This window comes from Oceanispirochaeta sp. M1 (genome assembly GCF_003346715.1).
Classification (GTDB): domain Bacteria; phylum Spirochaetota; class Spirochaetia; order DSM-2461; family DSM-2461; genus Oceanispirochaeta.
Map to the genome: position 1 here is coordinate 108,389 of NZ_QQPQ01000016.1, position 26,894 is coordinate 135,282.

At 43.5% G+C, this 26,894-nt stretch carries 20 protein-coding genes; 14 read left to right on the forward strand and 6 right to left on the reverse strand.

The genetic code is table 11. The features are described 5' to 3' along the window. The first annotated feature begins 164 nt into the window (after nucleotides 1–164). The 3 genes from DV872_RS13185 to DV872_RS13195 are packed head-to-tail and all read left to right on the forward strand — an operon-like array spanning nucleotide 165 to nucleotide 4,097. On the forward strand, nucleotides 165–1,724 hold the full coding sequence (locus DV872_RS13185; RefSeq protein ID WP_172359180.1) for a sigma-54-dependent Fis family transcriptional regulator: 1,560 nt from the start codon (nucleotides 165–167) through the stop codon (nucleotides 1,722–1,724). After that, on the forward strand, nucleotides 1,724–2,815 hold the full coding sequence (locus DV872_RS13190) for a DUF917 domain-containing protein (RefSeq protein ID WP_114630412.1): 1,092 nt from the start codon (nucleotides 1,724–1,726) through the stop codon (nucleotides 2,813–2,815). The genes DV872_RS13185 and DV872_RS13190 overlap by 1 nt, the downstream gene beginning before the upstream one ends. Beyond that, nucleotides 2,796–4,097: a hypothetical protein gene (locus DV872_RS13195; RefSeq protein ID WP_114630413.1), complete on the forward strand. Its 1,302-nt coding sequence runs from the start codon at nucleotides 2,796–2,798 to the stop codon at nucleotides 4,095–4,097. Before DV872_RS13190 ends, DV872_RS13195 begins: the two co-directional genes overlap by 20 nt. A 57-nt stretch (nucleotides 4,098–4,154) precedes the next feature. On the opposite strand, the gene DV872_RS13200 is transcribed toward DV872_RS13195, so the two are convergent. Then, nucleotides 4,155–4,850 carry a sensor histidine kinase gene (locus DV872_RS13200; protein ID WP_171832101.1) on the reverse strand — a complete coding sequence of 232 codons (696 nt, stop codon included), beginning with the start codon at nucleotides 4,848–4,850 and terminating at the stop codon, nucleotides 4,155–4,157. 645 nt (nucleotides 4,851–5,495) lie between these two features. On the opposite strand from DV872_RS13200, the gene DV872_RS13205 reads away from it, so the two are divergent. The 3 genes from DV872_RS13205 to DV872_RS13215 are packed head-to-tail and all read left to right on the forward strand — an operon-like array spanning nucleotide 5,496 to nucleotide 11,690. Continuing rightward, nucleotides 5,496–9,164, forward strand: coding sequence for a response regulator (locus DV872_RS13205; RefSeq protein WP_114630415.1), 3,669 nt, complete (start codon nucleotides 5,496–5,498; stop codon nucleotides 9,162–9,164). Then, nucleotides 9,161–9,757, forward strand: a complete 597-nt coding sequence (locus DV872_RS13210; RefSeq protein WP_114630416.1) for a two-component system response regulator — start codon at nucleotides 9,161–9,163, stop codon at nucleotides 9,755–9,757. Before DV872_RS13205 ends, DV872_RS13210 begins: the two co-directional genes overlap by 4 nt. Nucleotides 9,758–9,800: 43 nt before the next feature. Next, complete coding sequence (locus DV872_RS13215; protein WP_114630417.1) at nucleotides 9,801–11,690, forward strand: amino acid permease; 1,890 nt, start codon at nucleotides 9,801–9,803, stop codon at nucleotides 11,688–11,690. 3 nt (nucleotides 11,691–11,693) lie between these two features. Here DV872_RS13215 and DV872_RS13220 read toward each other — a convergent pair whose 3' ends face one another. Continuing rightward, nucleotides 11,694–12,221: a DUF2202 domain-containing protein gene (locus tag DV872_RS13220; protein WP_114630418.1), complete on the reverse strand. Its 528-nt coding sequence runs from the start codon at nucleotides 12,219–12,221 to the stop codon at nucleotides 11,694–11,696. A 188-nt stretch (nucleotides 12,222–12,409) separates the two neighbouring features. Here DV872_RS13220 and DV872_RS13225 point away from each other — a divergent pair, with 188 nt between their 5' ends. The 7 genes from DV872_RS13225 to DV872_RS13255 all read left to right on the forward strand — a co-directional run bounded on the left by DV872_RS13225 (nucleotide 12,410) and on the right by DV872_RS13255 (nucleotide 19,651). Continuing rightward, nucleotides 12,410–14,044, forward strand: coding sequence for an alpha-glucosidase (locus tag DV872_RS13225; protein WP_114630419.1), 1,635 nt, complete (start codon nucleotides 12,410–12,412; stop codon nucleotides 14,042–14,044). Between the two features lie 423 nt (nucleotides 14,045–14,467). Further along, entirely contained in the window at nucleotides 14,468–15,004 is a 537-nt protein-coding gene (locus DV872_RS13230; RefSeq protein WP_114630420.1) for a hypothetical protein, read from the forward strand. Beyond that, nucleotides 15,001–15,222 (forward strand): 4Fe-4S binding protein, encoded by a 222-nt coding sequence (locus tag DV872_RS13235; RefSeq protein WP_114630421.1) that lies wholly within the window; start codon nucleotides 15,001–15,003, stop codon nucleotides 15,220–15,222. The genes DV872_RS13230 and DV872_RS13235 overlap by 4 nt, the downstream gene beginning before the upstream one ends. Beyond that, nucleotides 15,215–16,282, forward strand: coding sequence for a 3-methyl-2-oxobutanoate dehydrogenase subunit VorB (gene vorB / locus DV872_RS13240; RefSeq protein WP_114630422.1), 1,068 nt, complete (start codon nucleotides 15,215–15,217; stop codon nucleotides 16,280–16,282). Before DV872_RS13235 ends, vorB begins: the two co-directional genes overlap by 8 nt. Next, a complete protein-coding gene (locus DV872_RS13245) occupies nucleotides 16,279–17,691 on the forward strand; it encodes a 2-oxoacid:acceptor oxidoreductase family protein (protein ID WP_114630423.1) in 1,413 nt (470 codons plus the stop codon). The genes vorB and DV872_RS13245 overlap by 4 nt, the downstream gene beginning before the upstream one ends. Next, entirely contained in the window at nucleotides 17,688–18,758 is a 1,071-nt protein-coding gene (gene buk, locus DV872_RS13250) for a butyrate kinase (protein ID WP_114630424.1), read from the forward strand. The genes DV872_RS13245 and buk overlap by 4 nt, the downstream gene beginning before the upstream one ends. Next, nucleotides 18,758–19,651, forward strand: a complete 894-nt coding sequence (locus tag DV872_RS13255) for a phosphate acyltransferase (RefSeq protein WP_114630425.1) — start codon at nucleotides 18,758–18,760, stop codon at nucleotides 19,649–19,651. Before buk ends, DV872_RS13255 begins: the two co-directional genes overlap by 1 nt. Here DV872_RS13255 and DV872_RS13260 read toward each other — a convergent pair. Both DV872_RS13260 and DV872_RS13265 read right to left on the reverse strand, forming a co-directional pair. Next, nucleotides 19,648–20,700, reverse strand: a complete 1,053-nt coding sequence (locus tag DV872_RS13260) for a DUF2804 domain-containing protein (protein WP_114630426.1) — start codon at nucleotides 20,698–20,700, stop codon at nucleotides 19,648–19,650. The genes DV872_RS13255 and DV872_RS13260 overlap by 4 nt on opposite strands. After that, the gene (locus DV872_RS13265) at nucleotides 20,684–21,307 is read right to left on the reverse strand and encodes a Pr6Pr family membrane protein (RefSeq protein WP_147283170.1); all 624 of its coding nucleotides are present in this window, start codon (nucleotides 21,305–21,307) and stop codon (nucleotides 20,684–20,686) included. Before DV872_RS13265 ends, DV872_RS13260 begins: the two co-directional genes overlap by 17 nt. 136 nt (nucleotides 21,308–21,443) lie before the next feature. Between DV872_RS13265 and DV872_RS13270 the strand changes: the two genes are divergently transcribed. Further along, nucleotides 21,444–22,040, forward strand: a complete 597-nt coding sequence (locus DV872_RS13270) for a pentapeptide repeat-containing protein (protein ID WP_147283171.1) — start codon at nucleotides 21,444–21,446, stop codon at nucleotides 22,038–22,040. A 5-nt stretch (nucleotides 22,041–22,045) separates the two neighbouring features. Here DV872_RS13270 and DV872_RS13275 read toward each other — a convergent pair whose 3' ends face one another. Both DV872_RS13275 and DV872_RS13280 read right to left on the reverse strand, forming a co-directional pair. After that, the gene (locus tag DV872_RS13275) at nucleotides 22,046–24,559 is read right to left on the reverse strand and encodes a glycoside hydrolase family 2 protein (RefSeq protein ID WP_114630429.1); all 2,514 of its coding nucleotides are present in this window, start codon (nucleotides 24,557–24,559) and stop codon (nucleotides 22,046–22,048) included. A gap of 30 nt (nucleotides 24,560–24,589) precedes the next feature. Next, nucleotides 24,590–26,650 carry an FAD-dependent oxidoreductase gene (locus DV872_RS13280; protein WP_114630430.1) on the reverse strand — a complete coding sequence of 687 codons (2,061 nt, stop codon included), beginning with the start codon at nucleotides 26,648–26,650 and terminating at the stop codon, nucleotides 24,590–24,592. Between the last annotated feature and the right edge of the window lie 244 nt (nucleotides 26,651–26,894).

Genomic DNA, 26,894 nt, shown 5'->3' on the forward strand with positions numbered 1-26,894 from the left:
ACCTCACAAAGTTTCTTATACAGAGCCCTAGTACAAATAGCATGCCAATCTTTTTAATCCCCAAAAACAGGGTTTTACACATATTTTTCTCATATTTCTCATTTTTCTCATTCTTACGAATCAATCTAATTGAGAATTTCGAACTATTGATATACGATGATTTCATGGATCAGGACGCACAATTCTCTCTGGAACGATTTTTTAGAAGCAGTATTAACATTCAAAAGGCTTCTCCTGAAGAGAGAGCCTGTACATCGATTCAAAGGTACTATGATTCAGGAGTTATGACGATTCCTCCCGTTTTGACTGGATCCGATTACACAGTATCCTGGGATTTTTCTGATCCAGAAGTTGTCTCTGAAATGACAGCCGGAAAGATGGCTCATCTGGTTTTCTGCAGCCGTATAATCACAGATCAGGAAGAGATCAGAACTGACAATGAAAGAAACCATTACTTGAGACAGGTCCTTGAAGTAATTGCAGATGAAAGCGAGAAAGGGATTGTACTTCTCCGGAAAGAGGACTCCCTTTTATATGAGAATCCTATGGCCCGAAAATGGCGTTTATCCGAAAGATTTTTTAATTACTGCGCCGAATCAGGTGATAACAATATTGAAACATCCGAAAGTTACACAATACTCCTGGGCGGTACATCACCTCTAAAAATCCGCCTATATAACTACTACAGCGGAAAAACCTTTATTGGTCGTCTAATATTGGCCAACCCTTTCTCAGGAGAAACCACGGTTGGTATTGATACCACCATAAGAAAAACATCTGGATTTCAAAAAATCATCGGGGACAGCCCTCAGCTGAAACACTGTATCAACATTGCCAGAAGAGCCGCGGTTACTGATTCATCCATATTGATTAGAGGTGAAAGCGGAACGGGAAAGGAGCAATTTGCCAAAGCAATCCATAATGTTTCACTCCGAAAAGAATATCCATTCATTGCTATCAATTGTGCTGCAATCCCTGAGCCACTTCTGGAAAGTGAACTTTTCGGATATGAAAAAGGAGCATTCACCGGAGCAGATTCAGGAGGAAGGAAAGGAAAACTGGAAATGGCCCATGGTGGGACTGTTTTTCTGGATGAAATAGGTGATATGACTCCTGCACTTCAGGCAAAACTGCTTAGAGTAATCCAAACCAGGGAGTTTGAACCTCTGGGAGGTCACCGGACCATCAGGGCCGATGTCCGCTTTATCAGTGCTACTCATAAGAACCTGGAGCAGTATATCGAAAACAGCCTTTTCAGAAGCGATCTCTATTACAGACTTAATGTTATTCCCCTAGTCCTTCCGGCCTTGAAAGACCATAAGGAAGAAGTAGAAAAGCTGGCCCACTACTTCATCCGCAAATATGCTATTTCAACAGGTTCGTTTAAATACCTCTCCCATCAGGCGATGGAATCACTTAAAAACTATAATTGGCCGGGTAATATCAGAGAACTGGAAAATGCCATTCAATACTGCATGACCATAACTCCGGGTGAGCTGATTGATAACGAGGATCTGCCCCCCACAATTCTGTTTCATCCTCAAATTAAAATGCCTCATGAACATAGTAAGCGGAAACGAAGGAAGAACCGCATCTCCTATGAAGAGCTTGTCACTCTTCTTCAAAAATACGGAAATACAACTAAAGGGAAAAAAGCTATGGCGGAGTACTTAGGCATAAGCCTGGCTACACTTTACCGAAAACTGGCAGAGGAGGATCTGTAATGCAGATAATCGATGAAACCTGGGTTAGACCTCTCTATTACGGCTCTCTTCTTACCAGCTGCGGTGGAGGTGAACAATTGGAAATTCTGATTCAACTCCTTACAGACAGACTGAGAGAATCCAAGGTACCACTTCTGGATATCAATGAACTTGAAAAGGGGCATGAATATGCAACAGTCGGAATTATGGGCAGTATGATGGAAGCCCATAATTCCACTGGAAACGAAGGGATTCGGGTTCTTGAAAGATTTGCCGACGAAAACCAGTGCAGGATTGATGGCCTATTTACGATAGAAGCAGCCAGTATTAATGTCCTCTACCCACTCCTGCTGGCATCCATCAGGAAAACTCCTCTTATTGACGGAGATTGTATGGCCAGAGCATTCCCCGAATTTCAAATGACAACAGCCCAGTCAGCAGGTATTCAAATGACCCCCCTCTCCTTAATGACGCCCAAGGGTGATTATTTTACTTTCGATGACCTGGATAACCTCCTGTTTGAAGTAAAGTCCCGGGAAATTGTCAGTGAAGAAGCTGGGGTTGCCTATTTTGCCGGGTTCAAGGCAATTGAAGAGACCCTCAAAAAATGTCTGATCCCCGGGACAATCACCTTCCTGTACCGGATCGGGTGCTGCTTCCTTAATACAAAATCCTATGGCGAACTGCTGGAGAAAATGATGGATGTATCCAAAAACTCCCAATATGGAAGCATTGTCGAACTATTTATCGGCACAGTTAAAGACAGACCGGTCAGAACAGAAAACCACTGGCAGGAAATGAGCATTGAAGGAGTGGGAAACTATAAAAACTCCCGATTTTCTATCTTAGTTCAAAACGAATACCTTATCGGATTAAGAGATAAGAATGTTGCCGCAATGGTTCCAGACCTTATATGTCTTATAGATATTAATACACTCCGGATCATATCCCAACATGAAATTAACAGAGGAATGAAAGTCGCCGTACTCAGTATCCCTGCTCCGGTACGTTTAAAGAGCCAGTCAATGCTTGATCTGATCGGGCCAAAATGCTTCGGCTATAACAATGAATACATCCCTCTGGAGCGCCTATATGAGTCATATTACTTCTAGGGGATACTTGTATCTGATTCTTAAGGATGAGAACATCCAGATTGGTTTCGGGGCTGAAGGGTTTCTGTTCTTCTCTGGTGATTATGGGATAGATGATCAGCAGCAATCCATCCCTGATTCAATAAAACAGTTTCTTCAGGAATATGAACTGGATGAAATTAATATTGAAGCTCTTATCATTTTAAAAGAAATTCAGGGATTATTCTCCCATCTTATAACTGATACCAATAGAGAAATTGCCTATCTGCAGATCAGTGATGATCCATCAGTTCCAATGCAGTTTATGAATAGAGTCGGTTCTTCCGGATGTCATTTGACATTAGCGTATTTAAAGGAAAACAAATACGGAGAAACTGAGAAGATACTGGACAGCTTTTTGAAAAAAGGGATCAGGGAAGTAGCCATAAATGCCTGCTACTCCCCTTTGAAACCACGATTAGAAGAAGAGTTAGCCCTATACCTCGAACAGAAAAGACCTTCAGTCTTTCAATACAACACACCTGAAATTGAAGATTACCAACCTTATCTGACCAAAGAAAACAAACTGCTGATCAATACAATTCTCAAACGCCCTCTTTCACAGATATGGGATCAGATTGCCTCAGTCCTTCCCCAAAAAACTCAATTATTCTGCTGTGGCGATGGATTTATTCGGGATAGAAAAACGATAGCAGAAAACCCTTTGCTATTATGGCAATCAGAAAAAGCTCAGCTCTTGAGGGGTACCGCCCGTACACATAATCTGAACACTTTCATTTCAATGCTGCCCTGGGGAGATAAAGGAATGTGCCTGAATATGGTACAAGAAGGAACACCTCAAATTTCTACGGGATCTAAATTGTTTTCAGGACTTCCAATCGCATTGGACACATTACAGAATACTACATCCCAAAAGTGGCCGACTCCCTATAAACTGAGAGAGCTGTTCTCAAGAATCAACCCGACCCTCGGACCGGTAGATATACTCAACGGAACTGATAAACCTTTTCCTTCTGAATTCCTTTCCTACCGGGAAAAGCCTTTGATTCTCTCAAAAAGGGTTCATATGCTGGGAATGACCAGAACCCCTTACCATAACCGGCTCTTCAGGTTAATTAAAAGCCGGAATCCCGAAGACATAAAGGACATAGAAAAAGAGATGATTCATGAGAGTATCAGTGAGGAAATAAGGTTGGGACTAAAAATATACAGCAAGAAGAATGAATTTAAATTAACCACTCTAAAGTACATTAAAAAGGGATGGGGCATGCTCTATTTAGACACAACGGGCATTCTGATTTAAAGTTTTTCACTACAAAACAGTATAATACTTTCAGGGAATCATTCAAATCAGAATAGATCAGGATTCTGTATAGTCATGAGGAAATCTTATAATAAAATGACATCCCTCATTACAATCCCAACTATAATGACTATCAAGGCTTAAAGAAAGAGATTCAATTAAACGAGAACCTAAACCATGAACAACTTTATCGGGATCAAAACCTTTTCCATTGTCATGGATTGCAACTGAAAAATATTCATCTTCTTCTTTTAAGTTCAGACTCAGGATGCCTTTACCTGAAATAGAAAAGGCGTGTTTTATACTGTTCATCACAATTTCCTGTACAAGCAGTCCCAAATGCAATACTTTATCACAACTTAAAATCATCTTAGATGAAGGTTTATTGAAAACAAGCTCAATATCGTACTCATCAGTGGTGTTCAGTATATTAGAAACTAGAGATTCCAGATAGTTTCTGATATCCAGAACAAGAGGTTGATTTTCCATAAACAGCTGCTCATGGACAAGTGATATGGATAAAACTCTCTGCCTGAGTTTCTCAAACTCATCTGAAAATAACGAATTATCTACTCTATTTGCCTGCAGTTGAATAAGACTGCTGATAATTCCAAGATTATTCCTGACTCTATGATTGATCTCACTCAGTAAAAGGTCTTTTTCAGAAAGACTTTCCCTCAAACGAGTTTCTGTTTCGACCCTCCTGTCTACTTCATCGTTCAATATACGGAAGTAGTCGCTTAAATACCCCATAACGAAACCCACAGAAGTACCGGAGAAAAAGGAAATGAATATACTATCAGGGGCATATTCATTATGACCTATCAAAAAGAATAGAAGCAGATTGAATGGTAAAGACAGAATTCCAGCTGTTAAACCTCCTGGCAAACCATAAGCAAAAGCCGATGCCATAAGAGGTAATAAAACAAAATAATTGCAGGAAATTTTAAGATAATCTGAAAACAGTAAGACAATAAAGATAAATATACCCAGGCTTGCTAAAATAGCTTTCCATCTGTGATGATGATAGATCTTCTTATGAATTCGAGTAATATAAAAATCATCAGGATTAAAGTATCTCTTAAATAGTGGTTTGTAGTTCATAGATTATATTATTTATATGGTTTAAGTAATAATAAGGTCAACAGATATTTTATGATTTTGTTGCCGATTCCACCGGCTTCACCTTGAAGTCCATCAACATCTCAGATATTTAATACTCTCTGAATAAGACCCAGAAGTATTCTCCGTTCCCCGATCATCCAATATTCATAAGAATTAACATAAGAAATCAATTCTGGAAAGATCACTTTTCTGTAGTAATCAGGAAAGGCAACAGCTGAATGTGTATAATTATTACCGACGGAAAGATCTGAAACAGAACTGGAGAATCATGAAATGCGGATACAGGACCTTAAGATTAGAAATAGACTTGTTGCCGGTTTTTTAATAGTAGGACTTCTGGTTATAATGCTTGGAGGAATATCACTTGGCAATGCTGTTCGCCTTGGGACAAATGTTGAGGATATATACAATCACCCGTTCACAGTAAGTAATGCAGTGTTGAGAATTAAAGTTAATATCTATGATATTCACCGCAAGATGAAAGATATAGCGAATGCAGAAACTGTTGAAGATCTGGAAGCACTCCGCATATATGTAGAAAGGATAGAAAACCAAACCCTCAAAGAATTCGATGTTGTAGAACAAAGATTCCTTGGAGAGAAAGACAAGGTATATGCCGCCCGAACAAGCTTTGAGGACTGGGCTGTTATACGGGCAAAGGTCATTGACTACAGTCGCAGCGGCAAACACAAAGAATCCGCAGAAATAACAAAAAATGAAGGGGCTTCTCATATAGAGCTTCTGGAAACTGATATTCAGGGTCTTATAGATTTTGCATCAAATAAAGCTGAAAGTTTTCACTCAGATTCCTTACTCCGGGTAAGACAGGCCATGATTTATCAGATTATTCTACTGCTGACTGTTATCATCGTCAGTATTCTGGCTGGAATGATCCTGACAAACAGTATAACCCTACCGCTGCAGGAAGTAATTTCAGGCATTGAAAAGATAGCTATGGGTGATCTTGTAAGTGAAATATCATTGAATCAGAAAGATGAAATCGGTAACCTGGCGTCTTCTTTTAGAAAAATGCAGCAGAATTTAAAAGAAATTGTAGAGGTCTCTAAAAAAGTTGCAGATAGTGATTTCTCCATGACCCTGACCCCAAAATCAGAAAAAGATGAACTCTCCACCAGCCTGAATGAAATGACGGCAAAACTGAAAAAGCTGAGCCGGGAACAGATAGATCAGAACTGGCTCAAGAGTGGTCAGGCAAAGCTGATAGAAACTCTGCAGGGTAGGAAATCCATAGAAAAGATGACTGCCGATATGATTCATTTCATGACGAATTACCTGGAGAGTGAAGTTGGGTGTATCTACGTACTGGAAGAAGGAGAGTACCATCTGACCGGAACCCATGCTCTGACTGTCCGGAAGGATTCAAAGACATCATGGAAGCCGGGTGAGGGTCTTGTAGGGCAGGCTGCTCTTGAAAACAACCTGATAATTATTGAGGAGATACCAGAAAATTACATGGTCATTGCCTCCGGCTCCGGTCAGGCAGCACCGCGTCAGCTGGCCCTTCTGCCCTGTGCACTGGATACAAAGGTTATTACAGTACTGGAAATCGGATCATTCAAAGCGTTCAATGAAATACAGACCGCATTTCTCCGTTCGGTAGCCGACAATATTGCCATTGCCCTGTCTTCAGCTCAAGCCAGAGTGCAGACCGAAAAACTCCTCACCCAAACACAGGAACAGTCGCTGATTCTGAACCAACAACAGGAGGAACTGAGGGCATCCAATGGAGAACTTGAGAAAAAAACGAAAAGTCTTCAGCAATCTGAAGAAGAACTCAGGGTCCAGCAGGAAGAACTGCGGGCAACCAATGAAGAGCTTGAAGAAAAGACAAAAAGTCTGGAAGAACAGAAAAATGTTATTGTCAGCAGCAATGTAGAACTGGAGCAGGCCAGCAGGGACCTGGAAATCAAGGCGAAAGAACTTGAAATATCCAGCCGATATAAATCAGAATTTCTGGCCAATATGTCTCATGAGTTGAGAACACCTCTGAACAGTATGCTGATTCTGGCACAGGATCTTAAGGATAATAGGGAGAAGAATCTTACTGACCGGCAGACCCAGTCGGCAGATATCATTTATAGAGGGGGGAATGATCTTCTAAAATTGATTAATGAGATTCTGGACCTTTCCAAGATTGAAGCCGGGAAGATGTCAGCCAATTGGGAAGAAGTGGAATTACCTGAACTTCTAGACGGCATTATCTCCAATTTCAAGGCACTGACCGATGAAAAGAATTTGCATCTGACTACACATGTGGATGAAGATCTGCCACGGACGATAAGATCAGATAAACAGAGACTGGAGCAAATTTTAAGAAACCTCGTATCCAATGCAGTTAAATTTACCAGTAAAGGCCGTGTTTCCTGTACCATTTCCAGAGCTCCAGGTACTGACGAGAGAATAAGCATTAAGGTTAAAGATACAGGAATAGGCATCCCGGAGGATAAGCACCGGCATATATTTGAAGCCTTTCAGCAGGTAGACAGCGGGATATCCCGTAAATACGGTGGTACGGGCCTGGGATTATCGATTGTAAGAGAGATGATTAAGCTTATTAAGGGAGAAATAAGACTTAAAAGCAAAGTGGGAAAAGGATCTACGTTTGAATTGCTTATACCTATCCAACCGGAGGAAGATCCTGAAATAAAGCGGAGAAACCCTAAACCTGTCAAAACCAGAGAATCCGCAGTACATGCCCACAGGATTGCAGATGACCATGGAGATATGGAGGCCGATGATCCTAGAATCCTTGTAATAGAAGATGATACGGATTTCGCCGCAGTACTCAGGGATTTCTGCCATTCCCATAATATGAAATTCATCCATGCAGGCAGTGGAGAGCAGGGCCTTGAGTTTGCTGAGAAATTCCTGCCCCAGGGCATTATTCTGGATATAAAACTTCCGGGCATAGACGGCAGGGAAGTATTGGAGGAGTTGAAAAATAATACGGAAACAAGGCATATTCCCGTACACATGATGTCTGCCATGGAAGAGTCTATTGATGTGTATAAAATGGGAGCAGTCGGATTCCTGACTAAACCGGCTGAAAAGGAGATGCTTGAACAGGCCTTCAATAAGATGGAGGAGCTTATCAACAGATCCATGCAAAAACTCCTTGTTGTTGAAGATAATGAAGCCATGAGGGTCGGAATAAGACAGCTAATTGAAGATGATGAGGTTCAGATTGTCGAGGTCGAAAGCGGCAGGGATGCCATTGAACGAATAGAGAATGAAGCTTTTGACTGTATCATCCTGGATCTTGGTCTGCCGGACATGACAGGTTTTGAGCTGCTGCAAAAGCTTGAGGAAAGTAAAAAGATCATCAAAGTTCCACCTGTAATAATTTATACAGGAATGGAAATCACAGAAGAACAGAAGCAGGAGCTCGAAAAGCATGCTGCTTCGATCATTATTAAAGGGGTAAAGTCCAGAGAACGACTTCTGGATGAGACAACCCTGTTCCTGCACAAAATTGTTAAGGACATGCCCGAACAGAATAAAAGAATCATCAATAGTCTGTATAATAAAGATGCCCATTTTGAAGGGAAGAAGATCCTTTTAGTAGATGATGACATGAGAAATATTTTTGCCATAGGGAAAATCCTTGAAGACAACCATATGTCTGTATTCAAAGCGGCAAATGGACAGAAGGCTCTGGATCTTCTGGCAGAAAATCCGGATATTGACCTTGTCCTGATGGATATAATGATGCCCGTCATGGATGGCCTTGAGGCAAGCAAAAGGATCAGGGCGATGGGGCAATTTAAATCGCTCCCCATAATTGCGGTTACAGCCAAAGCAATGAAGGAAGATCAGGAGAAATGCCTGGAATCGGGGGCTAATGATTATCTGTCGAAACCCATTAATATGGAGCAACTTCTTTCCTTAATACGTTTATGGCTGTATCATGAAGCCAAATGATAAGTGAAGAATTAAAAATCCTGATCGTTGATGACCGTGAGGAGAATCTCTTTGCTCTGGAAATGCTGCTCCATGAAATGGATGTAACAGTTATACGGACAGAATCGGGAAATGATGCCTTGAAAGCCACACTTGAGCATGATTTTGCCCTGGCCCTGATTGATGTCCAGATGCCGGAGATGGATGGCTTTGAGACAGTCAAACTGATGAGACTGAATAAACGTACCGAATTACTTCCTGTTATTTTTGTATCTGCCATATATTCAGATGAATTTTATCATGTGAAAGGTATTGAAAGTGGAGCCGTCGACTTTCTGGTGAAACCACTAAATCCGAGTATTCTCAAAGGCAAAGTCAGCGTATTCCTGAAGCTCTACAAACAAAGAAGAGAACTGGAAAAAGCGCTTGAAAATGTAGAGGCCCTGCAGGGTCTTCTCCCTATCTGCTCACACTGTAAAAGTATTCGTGATGATAAAGGTTATTGGAGCAAACTGGAGAACTATTTTTTGGATCACAGTGATATCCTCTTCAGTCACAGCCTCTGTCCGGACTGTTTTAAAAAGCATTACCCCGAGATAGCGGATAAAGAATAGTCTATAATTAGAGCGAAAGATACTTTTGACCTAAGGAGTATTTATGTCAGCTTCATCCGCTTCCAGTCATGAACTTAAACGCTCATTGGGAACAAAAGAAGTTTTTGCCATTGCAACAGGGGCAATGATCAGTTCTGGAATATTTGTTCTGCCTGCCGTTGTATACCTGAAAGCCGGTCCTTCAATTCTCACAGCATATCTTCTGGCGTCTCTCTTTATAGTCCCCTCTATGTTTTCAAAAGCGGAACTGGCTACGGCAATGCCAAAGTCAGGAGGGACCTATTTTTTTATTGATAGAAGCTTTGGTTCTCTTTTCGGAAGTTTCTCAGGATTTGCCTCCTGGTTTTCCCTTTCCTTAAAAAGCGCCTTTGCCCTGGTGGGAATAGGTGTTTTCCTGGAACCCCTGATTCCCGTGTATTCACCAGACATGGTGAAATATATAGCCGTGGGTTTTACTTTGATATTTACATTCCTGAACATTATGAGTGTAAAGGAGAGCGGCCGGGCTCAGTTTATAATGGTAGCTTTTCTTCTTACTATTCTTGGGGGATTTGTCATTCTGGGCATACCCCATGTGGATTTAAAACATTTTCAACCTTCTATAGTGGTGGCTGGGAATAAACTATTACTGGTAACCGGAATGATTTTTATATCCTTTGGAGGTCTTACAAAGGTTGCCTCTGTGGCCGAAGAGATTAAAGATCCCAAAAAATCCATTCCAAAAGGAATGTTCTCAGCCTATATAGTGGTTACCATTCTCTACCTCCTTTCAATATTCGTTACCATAGGAATACTGGATTCTGAACAGATGTCTGCAACACTCACGCCTCTCTCAACTGCTGCTGCAGTCTTTCTGGGACGCCCTGGATATATTCTGCTTTCATCATCTGCTATGCTTGCCTTTATCACAACAGCAAATGCCGGTCTTATGGCTGCTTCAAGAATACCCATGGCGATGTCCAGAGATAAGATGCTACCCCCATTCTTCGGAAAACTAAGTCGGAAATACCAAACACCCCTGGTATCCATTCTTTTAACTTCAGGATTTATGATCAGCTGCATCCTTTTCCTTGATATTGAAGATCTGGTAAAAGTAGCATCGACAATGATGCTTCTCATGTTCACCATGGTAAATATATCTGTAATTCTCATGAGACAGAGTAAAATTGTCTCATACAGACCATCTTTTAAGTCACCCCTTTATCCTTATCTGCAGATTGCAGGAATTATTGCCTACATCGGACTCATTACGCAGATGGGGCGTCTGCCCCTGATTCTGTCAGCCTCATTTTTCGCTCTCTCCGTACTGTGGTACTTTATCTATGTACGCCGTGAAGATTCACAGAAATCGGCCTTTATCCATATGCTGGAGCGACTGACAAATAAAGAGATTGTAGAAGATGAAACACGGTTGGAAGTTGAATTGCTGGATATATTAAGGGAGCGGGACGAGATCAAGGAAGACCGCTTCGACACGATTATCTCAAACTCCCCTATCCTTGATATGGACAGGACTGTAAGCAGGAAAGAATTTTTCCATGAAGTAGCTCTTATTGTGGGTGAACGCTGGAATATTGAAGTAGAGAAGGTGGAGGAAAAACTGCAGCTTCGGGAAGAACAGGCATCCACACTGATCTACCCGGGTGTAGCAGTTCCCCATGCGATTCCTCATATTGTTATTGAGGGAGAGCACAGTTTTGATATCGTACTGGTAAGGAATAAGTTTGGAATAATCTGGAATGAGGCTGGAGATGTCGTCTATACAGCCTTCTGCCTTGTGGGGACAAAGGATGAACGGAATTTCCATCTCAAGGCCCTGATGTCCATTGCGCAAATTCTTCAGGACCCCGAATTTCATGCCCAGTGGACAAAAGCCAGAACTCCTGAAGAAATGCGTTCGGTTATTTTACTGACTAACAGAAGACGAACCTGACTCTCAAGCTCTATTTTTTCCACGTCCCCGGTTTTGGCCGCTGTCTGTTGAGCTGGTCAACTGTCTTTTAAAGGCCTCAAGATGATTCTCAGATGCACTCTTCAACTGTGTAAATACCTGCGCCACATCTTCAGCGAGATCCTGCTTCAGAAAAATCTCATACATCTTTATATTATTGATCTCCGCCTGAACAGCAATTTCTGCGGCTTCCCTTTCAGAAGCGGGAAGTACAAGATGCTCATCAGTATCAATTTCGGGAATTCTTAAATCATGATTATGATATAGATCTTCCAGGTAGGAAATATGTGTCTCTTCTGAGCGGGCTATATTGGAATATGGACGGTCCAGATCAAATTCTTTCATAAGGGCGTTATACTCAGCCAATGCCATATGTTCATCTTCAAGGGCATAAAGCAGCATCTCTTCAAGATCGTAATTCATCTGTTCTTTAGCTGCAGCAGATCCAAAATCCTCTGCATACAGTACTGACCCAAGGATTAAACCAATAGTTAATAATAAATTTCTGTTCATAACGAACCTCCGTAACTGATATAATCACAGCATAGACAGAAGATATAAACAGAGTATGAATCATATATATATTATTTAATATATTCCTCTAAGCATTTACTGCCCCCTTACTCAGGGCTGATTGATTTGAACGAAGAACCTTTATATAAAACTGAGACTGCATTAAACTATAGTTGAGGATGTAACAGATGAAGAATGAAAACTGCTGGTGGAAAGAAACAAGTATATATCAGATTTACCCAAGATCCTTTCAGGACAGTAACCATGATGGAATAGGTGATCTGCAGGGAATCATCTCCCGACTGGATTATATAAAAGATCTCGGATTTGAAACCATCTGGATTTCACCCTTCTTCAGCAGTCCTCAGGCAGATTTTGGCTATGATATTTCAGACTACAAATCAATTGCTCCGGAATACGGCAGCATGGAAGACTGTGACAGTCTCATAGCTGAGGTACACAAAAGGGGTATGAAAATCGTCCTGGATATGGTTATGAACCATACAAGTGATCAGCATCCCTGGTTTTTAGAATCAGCCTCCTCCAGAGACAACCCCAAGAGAGACTGGTATGTATGGAGAGACGGCAGAGCACCGGGAAAAGCCCCTACCAACTGGCTTTCACAGGTAAGAGGAAACGGCTGGCAGTACAGTAAGAAGACTGATCAGTGGTACTGGGCTGCATTTCTCCCATTTCAGCCGGATCTGAACTATAGAAATCCTGAAGTAAAAGAAACCATGTTTAATATCATCCGATTCTGGCTGGATAAAGGAGTTGACGGTTTCAGACTGGATATAATCGGAGCCCTCTTTGAAGACGAGGAGTTCAGAGACAATCCCTTCTCACCACAGCTGATTCCAACAGGGGAAACCAGCGATAAGATGTTCCGATCCACTAAAATGGTAGAGAATCTGCCAGAGACAATAGAGTTTACAAAGGAACTCAGGGCTGTTATGGATGAATATGACAAGCGTTTCCTGATAGGGGAAACCTTCGGATCTCTGAAAGATCTGAGAGAGTTCACAGGTGACAAAAGACCTGACGGACTGCATGCAACCTTCCTTTTCAACAGCATCTACACCCCATTCAAAGCCGGAAAACTCAAAAATATGCTCAGGAAATATGAAGAGTATTTTCCTGAGCCCTGGATTCCAAGTTATGTCTACGCAAATCATGACAGCATGAGGCGCATGACAACTTTCAGGAATAATGAAAAGAAAATAAGACTTCAGACACTTTTACAACATACAGCAAGGGGTATCCCTGTCAGCTACTACGGAGAAGAAATAGGGATGAAACAGTCGACCATCCCCCGAAGTCAGGCTCTGGACCCTGTTTGTCATGAATATAATTTCCTCCCTGATATCCTTTTTAATATTGTTGAAAGACTGACCCATGGAAGCCTTAACAGAGACGGCTGTCGAACACCCCAGCAATGGGATAGCTCCAAATATGCAGGATTCTCAGATAGCGGAAGCTGGCTGCCCGTTGGAAAGGACAAAGACACCATCAATGTAATGTCTCTGAGTAAAGACCCGGACTCCCTTTTGAATTTTTATAAAACTTTATTGAAATTTAGAAACAGCAGTAAGGTTCTTAGAAAGGGGAAATTAACTATTCTTGATGAAAAGGGAAAAATCCTTGCCTTTGAAAGGCAGGAGAATGGTGAAAGTCTGAAAATTTACATGAACATAGGACGTCGTAAACGGAAAATAAAACTTCCCTCCCCTATGAAGCTTGTCCTTTCCACTCATACTGGACGGCTTAAAGAACAACTTACAGAAATTGAGCTGAATCCCTGGGAAGGGGTGATTCTCAGCTAAGGAGTTCTTCAGCGAAGCCTTTTCTGCAGCTCTTTAACAAAGAGTACAGGTTCCCGAGGGCTTAAGAGGTAGAAGCTGCCATTCCTGACAGACCCGTAAGCAGTAACAGAATAACCATGATTACAGCATCGGCCTTTTTCACTGTTTCAAATTTCATTCACCCTCTCTAATCTTAAACCTTCAGTCAATATTTACGAAAAACTCATTTTCAATCTAACAAAATACTTTTATAGAATCATTAAGATGATTTATAACGATATTTTCGTTTTTTATAATGATTTTAAATCATAGAAACAGTGTTTTAAACGCCTTACAGCCTAAACAGACGAATTATAAATATTAGTTTTGACTAATTTAACATTAGCGATCTAGGATTAATACTAGCCTGTCCTATTTTCACAACAGGCTGCAGCAGGAGGGATTATGGAACTGAAGGCAAACAAGATACCCGATGAGTTCAAGCTTATTGTTCCCAGGGGAATGAGACTCGTAAGACGTATGGAGCAGGAATTTCTGCTCGTTGAATCAGTTTACTGCCCCAAAGGGCATAATCTGATGGTGGACAGTGTCCGTATTCACGGTGAACCATCCATAAAACTGGAACTGACAGTAGGTGGACAGAAAGGGCTGGTTTTTGTAGATGCATTCTGGGGCAGTCATGCCAAGCTGTTCAGTTTTCTTCCCGAATGCGGAGAAGGAAGCCATCTGGAAGGATTCTGTCCCTACTGCCATGTTTCACTGAAAGAGGAGAATAAATGCAGTGTTAAGGGATGTGAATCCGAATCGGCGCTGGTACTGCATCTTCCTTCCAGCAGCGGCAGGGTTTATGTATGTGACAGTCTGGGATGTCCCGGACATCTGCTGGATGTGAATACCCTCCCCCATGAACTCTCTGAATCCATCAGCGGAATCAATTACTTCGGTCATGGAACTGAAGATCTCTTTGGAGGCATGGAATGAACCGTTCTGTAATCGAAGCAGACCTGTGCAAGGGATGCAGGGTCTGTGTTAATTCATGTCCCAATCACTGTCTCTCCATAGGATCGGCAATCAACAGACTGGGATATCAGTATGCCCACTCCACTCCCGAAAAATGCAACGCATGCGGTATCTGTTTTTATGTATGCCCCGAACCCGGTGCCATAACTGTTTACAAAGGAGATGCTCCCGATGTCTGAAAAAGTCAAACAGCTTATCAAAGGAAATGAAGCGGTTATCTACGGAGCTCTTATGGGGGGAGCAACTCATTTTTTCGGTTATCCCATTACCCCTGCCAGCGAGATAGCTCATGGTGCGGCCAGATATTTCACTCTGTCGGGACGCCACTTTCTTCAGGCAGAATCGGAAGTTGCTGTTATCAACATGCTCTATGGAGCAGCAGGTGCAGGAGCCCGGGTGATGACAGCCTCCTCGGGACCGGGAATGTCTCTGATGGCCGAAGGTCTCTCATATATTGCCGGGGCGGAACTGCCCTGTGTAGTTGTAGATGTGCAGCGCGCCGGTCCCGGACTGGGTAATATCTGGCCCGAACAGAGTGACTACAATATCACCGTTAAGGGCGGTGGACATGGAAACTACAAAAGCATAGTCATGGCTCCCCACTCCGCTCAGGAGATGTGCGACTTTACATATCAGGCTTTTGAACTGGCTGATAAATACAGAATTACAGTCATCATCCTTGCTGATGCCTATATAGGGCAGATGATGGAGGCTGTTGAGATCCCTGAAAAACTACTTGAAGGAGAGAGAAAAGACTGGGCGTTGTATGCAGATAAAGAGAGCCGGGAGAATCTGGTGACCTCCATCCTTATGGACCCGCAGCTGCAGAGTGAACACAACTGGAAACTACAGGATAAGTACGAACGGATATCCCGGGAGTTCTGTCTCTGGGATGAGCTTGAATGTGACGACGCCGAATACCTTCTTGTGGCCTACGGTATCAGCTCCAGAATTTGTCACAGCGCTGTTGAAGAACTGAGAAAGAAGGGGATCAAAGCGGGGCTTCTGAGACCTAAGACCCTATTTCCCTTTCCTGAAGAGAGATTGAAAGAACTGGCGGGCTCAGCTTCAAAGGTAATTTCAGCGGAACTCTCAAACGGACAGATGGCTGCTGATGTAGAACGGCTTTGCGGAGGCATATGTCCCACTGAACGGCTCTGCTGGCTGGGTGGGATCGTCCCGTCGGTACAGGAGATAAGTGAGAAGATCGAATCATGGGCAGAAGGAGAATCAAAATGATTGTTAAAGAGAAACCGAAAGCCTTTTACGATACCTTTGAAAGAAAGGGCGCAGGTCAAAAAGTCACTCACTACTGTCCCGGATGCGGTCATGGAACTGCTCATAAACTGATTGCGGAACTCCTGGTGGAACTGGATATTCAGGACAGAACCATATTTCTATCCCCTGTGGGCTGCTCAGTCTTTGCCTACTACTATATGGATACTGGAAATATCCAGTGCGCCCACGGCAGGGCACCCGCTGTAGGAACTGGAATAAGAAGAACTCACAAGGATGCTATTCTCATTTCCTACCAGGGAGACGGAGACCTTGCGGCCATAGGGACTGCCGAGATAATCCATGCCGCTAACCGTGGTGAGAATATGACTGTGTTCTTTATCAACAATGCCATCTACGGAATGACCGGTGGACAGATGGCACCCACCACCCTGGAGGGTCAGAAGACCCTCACAACTCCCCTGGGACGCTCCTCCGGCAGAGATGGAAACCCCATCGGTATGGCAGAACTGATGAATGCCATAAAGGCTCCTGTATATATCGAAAGAGTCTCACTCTCAACAGCAGGAAAAGTACTCAAGGCACGTAAAGTCTTTAAGAAGGCACTGGAAAATCAAATAGAGAAGAAGGGATTCAGTTTTGTAGAGGTTCTCTCCCCCTGCCCTATCAACTGGAAGATGGACCCCGTAGAAGCAAGAAGCTGGATGCAGGCTCAGCTTGAGCCCATCTATCCTGTGAAAAACTTCAGAGATGAGTCTCTACTGCCCCCACCCCATGACGATACCCTGCCTCAAATGGAAGAAAAAGAGATGAAACAACTTCTTTCTGCAGGTGGTGCCATTCCGGAAGGAAAGAATCCTGCCCCGGATCTTGAGCAGAGAGTGAAGATTGCCGGTTTCGGAGGCCAGGGTGTATTATCTGCGGGAGTTCTTCTGGCAAATTATGCCATTGCCAGAGGTTATCAGGCAACCTGGTTACCCTCTTATGGTCCTGAAATGAGAGGTGGAAAAGCCAATGCCAGTGTGATTTTCTCAAGCAGGGCCATAGGCTCACCTGTAGTAGCTGTTCCCAATGTACTCATAGCCCTCAACACACCCTCACTCATCTCCTTCGAACCAGATGTTGAAAGGGGAGGCCTGATCATGGTTAATTCCACCCTGATCAGTGATAAAGTCAAAAGGGAGGATGTGGATGTCCTCTATATCCCGGCTTCAGAGATGGCAAAGGAGAGCGGAGTTATGGCCACAGCAAATGTGATTATGCTCACTATCTATCTCAAATATAAGGGCCTTGCAGATACGGAAATCCTGAAGAAAATTCTTCCCTTAAGTGTTAAGCGGAAAGATGCGGTAGCAGTGAATCTTAAAATGATGGAAAAAGCACTGACCTACTTCGAAGAGGAACTTACATGACGCCTCTTATTCTGGCAGTGAATCCAGGATCAACCTCTACCAAGGCAGCTCTCTTTCGTGGAGAAGAACTTCTGAAAGAGATTAACTGTCCTCATGCTGATGAGGAGATAAAAGCCTGCGGCGGATTATCCGGACAGATTGATCTCAGGAAAGACTCATTGAAATCACTACTCCATGAAATTGGTAATGAAAAACTTGATGTAGTAATCGGCAGAGGGGGATTGATGAAACCACTGGCCGGCGGAGTTTACAGAGTCAATAAAACCATGCTGGAAGATCTTGTGTCCTGTCGTTACGGAATACATGCCAGCAATCTGGGAGCTTCCCTGGCAGCAGAACTGGCGGCCCGATATGGAGTGGAAAACTGCCCGGCTTTTATTGCAGATCCTGTGGTTGTGGATGAGATGATTCCCGAAGCCCGGATTTCAGGAATAAAAGGGATGGAAAGACGGAGTATCTTCCATGCCCTTAATCAGAAATCCACCGGTAGGGCTGCTGCGGCTTCAATGGGCAAAGCCTATGAAGATGTAAACCTGATCATTGCCCATATGGGGGGAGGAATCTCTGTGGGAGCTCATCGAAAAGGGAGGGTTATCGATGTGAATAACGCCCTTGACGGCGAGGGCCCTTTCTCCCCGGAGCGGAGCGGAACTGTTCCCGCAGGGCAGCTGCTGGATCTTGTAGAAAAGGGAGTTCCTGTAGCAGAAATCCGCCGTCTCCTGACAGGATACGGCGGCCTGGCCTCTCTCAATGGAAATAAAGACTTCAGAATCCTTGAAGAAGACCACAAAAAAGGGATAAAAGAATCCTCAACCATACACAAGGCTCTTGTGCTGCAGATCTCCCAGGAGATCTGCAGCCATGGAGCGACTCTCGAAGGTCATATTGATGGGATTGTTCTTACAGGCGGACTTGCAAACAGCAGTCTGTTAGTTGAAGATATAATAAGAAGAATAGGATTTCTTGGCAAAGTGATTGTCATTCCAGGTGAAAGAGAAATGCAGTCATTGGCTGAAAGTGCCTATGCTGCCCTACTGGGAAAAAGAGAGATAAGGGAGTATTCCTGATGTTACTGGATGAAATACTGGCTCGCCCTGAGGGAGCAAAAAGAAGGGTGGCTCTGGTTAAGGCAGAGCATGATGAATCGCTTCTCACGGTAAAACAGGCTCTGGCAGAAGAGATTGCTGACTTTGTTCTAATCGGGAATGCTGATGCAATCAGAGAAAAATGTGAAGTACTTGATGTCCCTCTGAGTAATTGTGAAATTTTGGATATTTCGGATGATCAGGAAGCTGCTGAAAAAGGAGCCGCTCTTGCAGCCGAAGGCTCTGTGGATGTTCTGATGAAAGGGATAATCCATAGTTCTGTTTTCACAAGGGCATTATTGAATAAGGAACTGGGACTTGTCCCACCCGGAGGACTTATAAGCCATTTCGGAATATTTGAACTTCCAGGGCTGCCCGGAGCACTGGGAATAACAGATTCAGCACTGAATATAGCACCCGATCTGGAGCAGAAAAAGATAATACTTGAAAATGCCCTGAATATGATGCACCGCCTCACCCCCCGTCTTCTGCAGACAGCATGTATTGCTCCTGTAGAAAAAGTAAATCCAAAGATCCCTGCAACTGTGGATGCCGCTGCCCTGGCGGCAATGGAATGGGAGGGTGCTCATGTAGAAGGCCCCTTAGCCCTGGATGTTGCCCTGTCCGCAGAAGCTGCAGATCTAAAGGGGATTGAGAGTGATGTTGCAGGTCAGCCTGACTTGCTCTTATTTCCCGATCTCAACAGTGCCAATGCTGTGTATAAGGCTTTTGCCTTTATGCCCGGCAGCCGTCATGCAGGAGTCCTGGCGGGACTGAGCCTCCCTGTGATACTCACATCCCGCTCGGACCCCGAAGAAGTCCGCTCACTGTCCCTGAAACTGGCCATAGCTGCCTCGGGAGTCACAGAACTCTAATAACGGTTGTAAACATCCTCGGCAAAGCCCAGAAGATTCTCTAAAACCAGCTCGGTCCCGTCATCCAGTATCACAGTTCCTGAAAAATACCCGAAGACCTGATGCTGAACGGAGCGAATCAACAATAGATTCACTGCTGAGCTTCTATCAAGAAGAGGCTTGAAATCAAGTTTCAGCCTACCCAGATTGTCTGATAGAAACCAGGGTTTTGTATAGTCTGAAGAGTCATAATGAAATTCAACATCTTCCAGTTTATGGGCAACTCCATCATAGAAAAGAGTATTCTCTGTTGCGGGAGTCCTGTCTGTAAATCCGTAGCCCAGATTGAACCCGAAACTATGCCCTTTTTGCATACCACCGGCAGAGCTCCAGAACCATCTGTTTACATAGGTCCAGGCCCCCCGGCCCCAGTCCAGACCACCCATATCACTGTCACGGTTCAGCTCAAATATCTCAGTCCCTGCCTTGAATGAACCGGAAGCTCTCATGCAGTTTATTTTCCTGTTGTAATAGAAACGGCGGGGGTTTTCCTTCCAGGAAGTGGCAATATTAATGCTCTCCATTTCAGGCGGCTGATCCAGGAATATATCTCCTGACAGTCCGTTTCCTCCACCGGGGATTTCCATTCCTGGTACTGAAAATATAATTCTGCGACTCCCCTTTTTAAATTCATAGCGGATGGAAAGAACCTTATCGGAGAATTCAATGACTTCATCTCCCAGATCTCCACCGGGGGCATGCTTTGTAAGTTTTCCACGTGTCAGAGGGGCTATTGTATCCGCCTGGTAAAATTCACCCCTCTCAAAATCCAGATAACAGACTGCCATAAGTCCCGCATACCCAAGATCACTGATAGTAAAGGTAACTCCTTTCTTCAGATCCGGAGAGAGAACATAGTAATAGTCCCACTCCTTCTTTCCCAGAACTCCTGCTTTAATTTTTGTCCTGTCATAGCTCCACAGAGGCTTCCGGCTCCAACCGGGCTTAACAAGGCACCCCTTTTTATCCAGCAGTTCAACAGAAGATGTAATTTCAGTCTGCAATCCCATTTTCAGCCTCCTTTCGTCTCAGGTTAAGGTTATTAAATTTCAGGATAACGAATCCTATGAAGAGAAATACAAGGATGACCATCAGCATCAAAAGAAGATACTCCCGGGTACTCTGATTAATAAAATCCATAAAGAAATAGCGGAAATCCCCGGTCAGAGCTCCTTCGATGCTTGCAAAGAGAGCATAACAAAGAGGATAAATCAGCCAGTATAAAAGATGCTTTTTTCTGTATGTTCCATACTCCTGGGACAGAATCCAGTCCAGAAGAAAGAGGAGGGGAGTGATCGTATGGTTGATAGTTGTGATAAGCAGGTCGATACCTTCAGGATGCCATCCGGGGGCTAGAAGGATATTATAAACAAGGCCGGTTATGGTGATATACATCAGGACTCCACCCTGTACTGCGGGCTTCATGGGTTTCGACCGGCCCAATACTTCAATCCCCAGGTATAGACAGACTATCAGATTGCTCTGAACAGTAAAATAGAGAAAGACATTACTTCCCATATCCCCGTTCAGAGAAAGAAATATCCTGCTGAATGTTCCACCCAGAGCGATAATAAAAGCTGTAATTCGGATTATAAACTGAAGTCTGCTTTTCAACATATTGATTACTCCCGGTGAACAGATGCTGACTGATAACAGAATAACATAAGGACAGTCAGGACGCCAGTTTATTGTCTGATAAGGTTTGTTAATAACACTTGTCAAAGAGAGTACTCAGGGATACACTGCCTTCACTATGCAGAATACAATTGATATGGAATGTGAAGATTTTGAAGACATTATTTTTGATGCTCTTCAATTGGAGGGAGAAGACCTGTCAGGCAGGACATTTATTGACTGTAGTTTTCAGAACTGCCGTCTTTCAGAATGCCAGCTAAGGGGTGCTACCTTCAGGGACTGCCGTTTTGAAAACTGTGAACTGACTCTCCTGAAGGTCGAGAATGCTGGATTCAGTAATACTGAGTTTATATCAAGCAGAGTGCAGGGTATCAATTTTTCCGACAGTACAGAGTATATGTTCTACTCCGACTTTATTGACTGTGATGTGAGACATTGTTACTTCAGCAATATGAATTTGAGTAAAAAGAATTTTTCCGGAAGCCGCTTCCGGGACTCAGAATTTCATAAAATTAATTTGAGTGAAGCACTCTTTGTAAAAACAGAGTTCTCCGAGACAGGATTCGGCGATTGTGACCTGAGAAAAGCAGATTTCTCTGATGCTCGGGGCTACAGCATACACCCCGAACAGAACAAGCTGAGGGGCGCTATTTTTTCAGTCCCTGATGTTCTGGCTCTTCTAGCCCCCCTGGGTATCAAAATTAAGGAAGCATGAATCCTTCAGACTGAGTCACGGGGCTGGATATCATAGAGAGAATTGAAAATGAGAGTCTTCAGAAAGAGCTCCTTTTCAGCCTTATTCCACAGCTTTATTTCGACACTGTACTCTTCATCTTTCATAAGAGAAAAATAATTATCCGAACCATTACCATCGATATCTGACCGCCAGTGAACATAAACAGCAGGAGCTTCCGCTTTTACTGTGACAGTAATACTGCCACCTTTTTCTTCACTCTTCCAGCTCAGTCCGGGATCATTGAAATGATACTTTACAGGAGCTTTAAGAAGCTTCATGCCTCTATAAAAGGGCTTATCTTCTCTCCAGAGAGAGTAGAAGAGAATTCCCTGCCTCTCATCCCCATTTTCCAGATCAATCTGCTCAAGAAGGGCTGAATCTGCAGGATGGAAAATACAATCCTTTTTTCCCTGTCTAAGAACCTTACCGGATACATCACAAAGCGACCATTCCAGGGTCAGTTCTTCTGATTGTCTTCTATCATTGACACCCCATATTTCAACAGAACTATCCGACTCAGACGCATTACAATAGATTGGAGAGTTAAAACGTTTTGCAAAATAATGAAGAGCCTTCCATCTTCCGTAATAGTCTACAGAGGACCATGAAGCGACAGGCCAGCAGTCATTGATCTGCCAGTAGAGAGCGCCCATACAACGGTAGTCTTGTCTGTTCCGTCTCCAGTGATCCACACCGTATTCCATGGCTTCAGCCTGGGTTATCTGAGACAGTGTCACCTGATCTTCAAAGCTTGCCGGGATGGAAAATCTTTTTTTCATATATTTGAGAATTTTCTTATTGCCTGCCACGTTTTTCTGATGATTCTCCATGATATTCGAATGGAAAGACCAGTCACTTTCTTTTGCGAAGGAGCTTATGGTTTTCATTCCGGGAAAAGACTCAAAACCGAACTCACTCATAAAACGGGAATAATGCTCCCTGTAGGCTGAAAAAGGTTTTCCCCCGTGCCAGACAGACCAGAAATGGGAATCTCCAGAGTTTTCACTTTCAGGATTCTTGAATGAACCACCCGAGGATGGAGAACTGGGCCAGTACTCACGCCCGCTGTCCAGCTCCTGTACCAGAGATGAAAGAAGATCTTCAAAAAGATAGAGATAACTCTTTTTATATCGCGGAAAACGGAGCCAGTAAAACAGGCTTTTCCAGCCCCCTTCGATCTCATTGTTACCGACCCACAGGGCTAAACAGGAATGATGACGAAGACGTCTGATATTATCACTGGCTTCCCCTATTACTGAATCATAGAATGCCGGGTGTTTGGGTGTGGGCATACAGGCAAACATAAAATCCTGCCATACCAGAAGCCCCTTCTCATCACAGAGATCATAAAAAAGATTTTCTTCATAAATCCCGCCACCCCAGACACGGAGCATATTCATATTTGCATCCAATGCGTCCTGAATACGCTTCTCATAAAGACCTGCTTTTTTTCCTCTGGGGATAAAGGAATCTACGGGAATCCAGTTAGATCCTCTGGCAAAAAGAGGAACTCCGTTAAGACTGAAATAGAAGGTTTCTCCCCATCTGTCTTTATCCCGGATCAGTTTAAGATCTCTGAGTCCGATTTTCTGAACTATCTGGTCAACAACTTGTTCACCCTTATAGTATTCGGCCTTCAGCTCATAGAGTACAGCTTCTCCCAGATCCCAGGTCCACCACAAAGAAGGATTATTAATCTCAAAAAGGACTTCATTATCCTTCAGAATTTTCTTTTCATTAAAACCGGGACCATCGAGAGAGATATGGCATTCTAAACCCGAAGGATTCTCTGATTCACAGCGGACTCTCAGTTCAGTTTTTTCTATGGGATGATCAGGATAGTGTCCCTTATGAGCGTCAGTATAAGAATGAGTCTGACAACTCTGCAGATTTATCAGTTTTACGCCCTGAATACGCTCAATTTCCACTTCCCGCCAGATTCCTGTATCAGGCAGCTGAGGTCCCCAGTCCCATCCAAAGGAGTAGAGAGCCTTTCTTATGTAAGAGGCACCTCTCAGGGTAGGACTCTTCATAAAAAAAGGAAATTCCCGGAGATTCCGACCATACCTGCGAGTCTCTGCCCTGCCGGCTGCTGTGGAGCTTCTAAACTCGATTTCCAATGTATTAGTCCCCGGGACCAGGGTGTCTTTAGTTTCTTTTAAGAGATTGAATTCCCAACATCTATGCATATTGTCAACCTGTCCCAGAATTTTACCATTCAGATTGACAGCAGCGAGAGTATCAAGGCCGTGAAAACGGAGAATCAGTTCATCGGCATCCAGATCTTCTTTTTCAAGGACCAATTCAGAACTGTAATTCCACTGCGATTCATACACCCAGGACAGACTTTTCTCATTGTCACCATAAAAGGGATCTTCAATAATTGAAGCGTCCAGAAGGGATTCAAAGACAGTGGAAGGGATTTCCACAGGCAGAGATATATTATGTTCGGGGCAAGAGAGTATCCAGTTCTGTTTCAGAGCTCTTTTATGATTCATAGGAGTATTGCTGTCATTTCAGATTCCCCGTCAGACAGCAAGGCGAACTGCAAGCTTATATGCCTGCTCTACCGCATCAGCAATGCGCCCGATACCCGATGCATCTCCAATGACATGAACCTCTCCTGCAAAACCATTCAGTTCCTTTTCAAGTTCATTCAACGGTCGGCTGCCCAGAGCAAGAACAACAGCATCAGCTGCAAATTCTTTTTTCTCATGGTTCCGGGTATTTTCCAGTAGAATGGACTTTTCTCTGATCTCAGTCAGTTTCATTGATGTATGGATTAGGGCATTCTCTTTTTCAAGACATTCCAAAGCTTCATCTCTATGTTGGAAGTGAGCCCCCGGAGCCGCATTATCGGCCATCTCCACTACCATCACTTTTTTGCCTTTTGAGAGAATATATTCAGCAGTTTCCAGACCCGTAAGACCTGATCCGATTACAGCGATGGTTTCACCATTCTCTGGAAATCGGCTCCCTGACAGAATTTCATCAAAAGTATAGACATTGTCCAGAGAAACACCCGTTATTGGTGGCTTGATAGGGACTCCCCCTGTAGCCAGAATTATAGCATCAGGTGATTCATCCAGAATGGCCTCGGCATCAACTTCAGTATTGCGCCGGATATCCACACCCGCATCTGTGACAGATTGTATGAGGTCGTCAATACACCATCCAAGCTTCTCCTTGTCGGGAGCTTTGTCCGCCAGAAGAATCTGACCTCCCGGCTCTGAGTTCTTTTCAAACAGGACTACATGAAAGCCCCGTTTTTTCAGAGAAAGAGAAGCCTGAAGTCCTGCGGCACCCGCTCCGACAACCACAACTGTTCCCTCCGATTTTTGAGATTCCTTCCTGATCACAGACAGAGTCGGATTTACAGAACAGCGTAGAGGTTTACCCAGCCAGGCATTTGTCAGTAAAGATTCATAACATTGACAACAGACAATACAACGGCTGATCTCATCTTCCCGGCCCTCTTTTATTTTACGGGGCAGTTCCGGGTCTGCCAGAAGTGGACGTCCAAGACCGATAAGATCCTGTGTCCCCTCCTCAATTTGTGTAACTGCCTGTTCAGCACTTCGGATAAGGTTCGCCGCAATAATGGGAATATTCACTTCCCGTTTAACTGCTGCCGCAAGATACTTGCGCCACCCCGCCTTATAGTTAACAGTTTCCAGCCATTTATTTGTCTGCTCATAGCTTCCTGAAGAGATATCAAGAGCATCAACTCCCAGTTCTTCCAGGGCCCTGGCAATCTGCACTCCCAGCTCCAGGGTAATGCCCCGATTATCTCTATCTTCAGGGATAAACTCTTCCACTGTCAGACGGACAATAAGAGGATAATCACTACCGCATTCCTGCCGGATTCCCTCAATGATATCTTTAATAAAACGAAGACGGTTCTCAAAATTGCCTCCATATTCATCTGTTCTTCTATTTGAATAAGGACTCAGAAACTGCTGAATCAGATAGCCATGGGCTGCATGGAGTTCCACAGCATCAAATCCGGCTCTCTTTGCCCGGACTGCCGCTTTAACAAAATCCTTCACCAGGGATCTGATCTCCCAGGTCTTAAAAGCCCGTGTTTTCTGTTTTACATGACCGCAGGGTATGGCTGACGGAGCCGAAACAGGGGGTGCATAGATCTTCTCTTCCAGAAATGCAAAACTTTTTACAATAGGGGAGAATATTTTCGAAAAACCGGGAATTTTTGAAAAGACTTCAACCATGGGCCAGATACCGATAAGGGCCGAATAATTCTGTCTGCCCGGATGGTGCAGCTGCACTGCAATCTTTCCTCCCTCCCCATGAATTCGATCATTCATCATCTGAAAAGACGGGATGGAAGAGTTATGAACCAGAGAGAGCTGCTTCGGAGTAGAAGCCCCATGGATATTATTGACCCGGCAGATTCCTGTGCAGATAAGAGCTGTACCGCCTCTGACTCTCTGCAGATAATAGTCTGTCAGAAGCTCAGTGGGCCGTCCGTCAAATCCGGCCATTCCGGTTTCCATGGGAGTCATAACAAATCTGTTTTTTAAAGACAGTTTTCCAATATTAAAAGGGGTGAAAAGAATATCGTTTTTCATAAGCCTCCGGACTCAGGTTATAAACAAAAAAATAGATTGCCCCGGATAAAGTATTATACTTTTGGATCTGTAAATACTCATCCGGAACAATCTAAACGTCAAAACTATTAACTATAATCACAGCTGTCCAAGATAAAATTGCTTCATAAAAACAGCCCCATTTGACCATCTGAAAAAAACATTGATTCTGCCATTGGTTTTGGCTTATTCAACCATAGCCAGATATCTTTTTTCATGAACAATA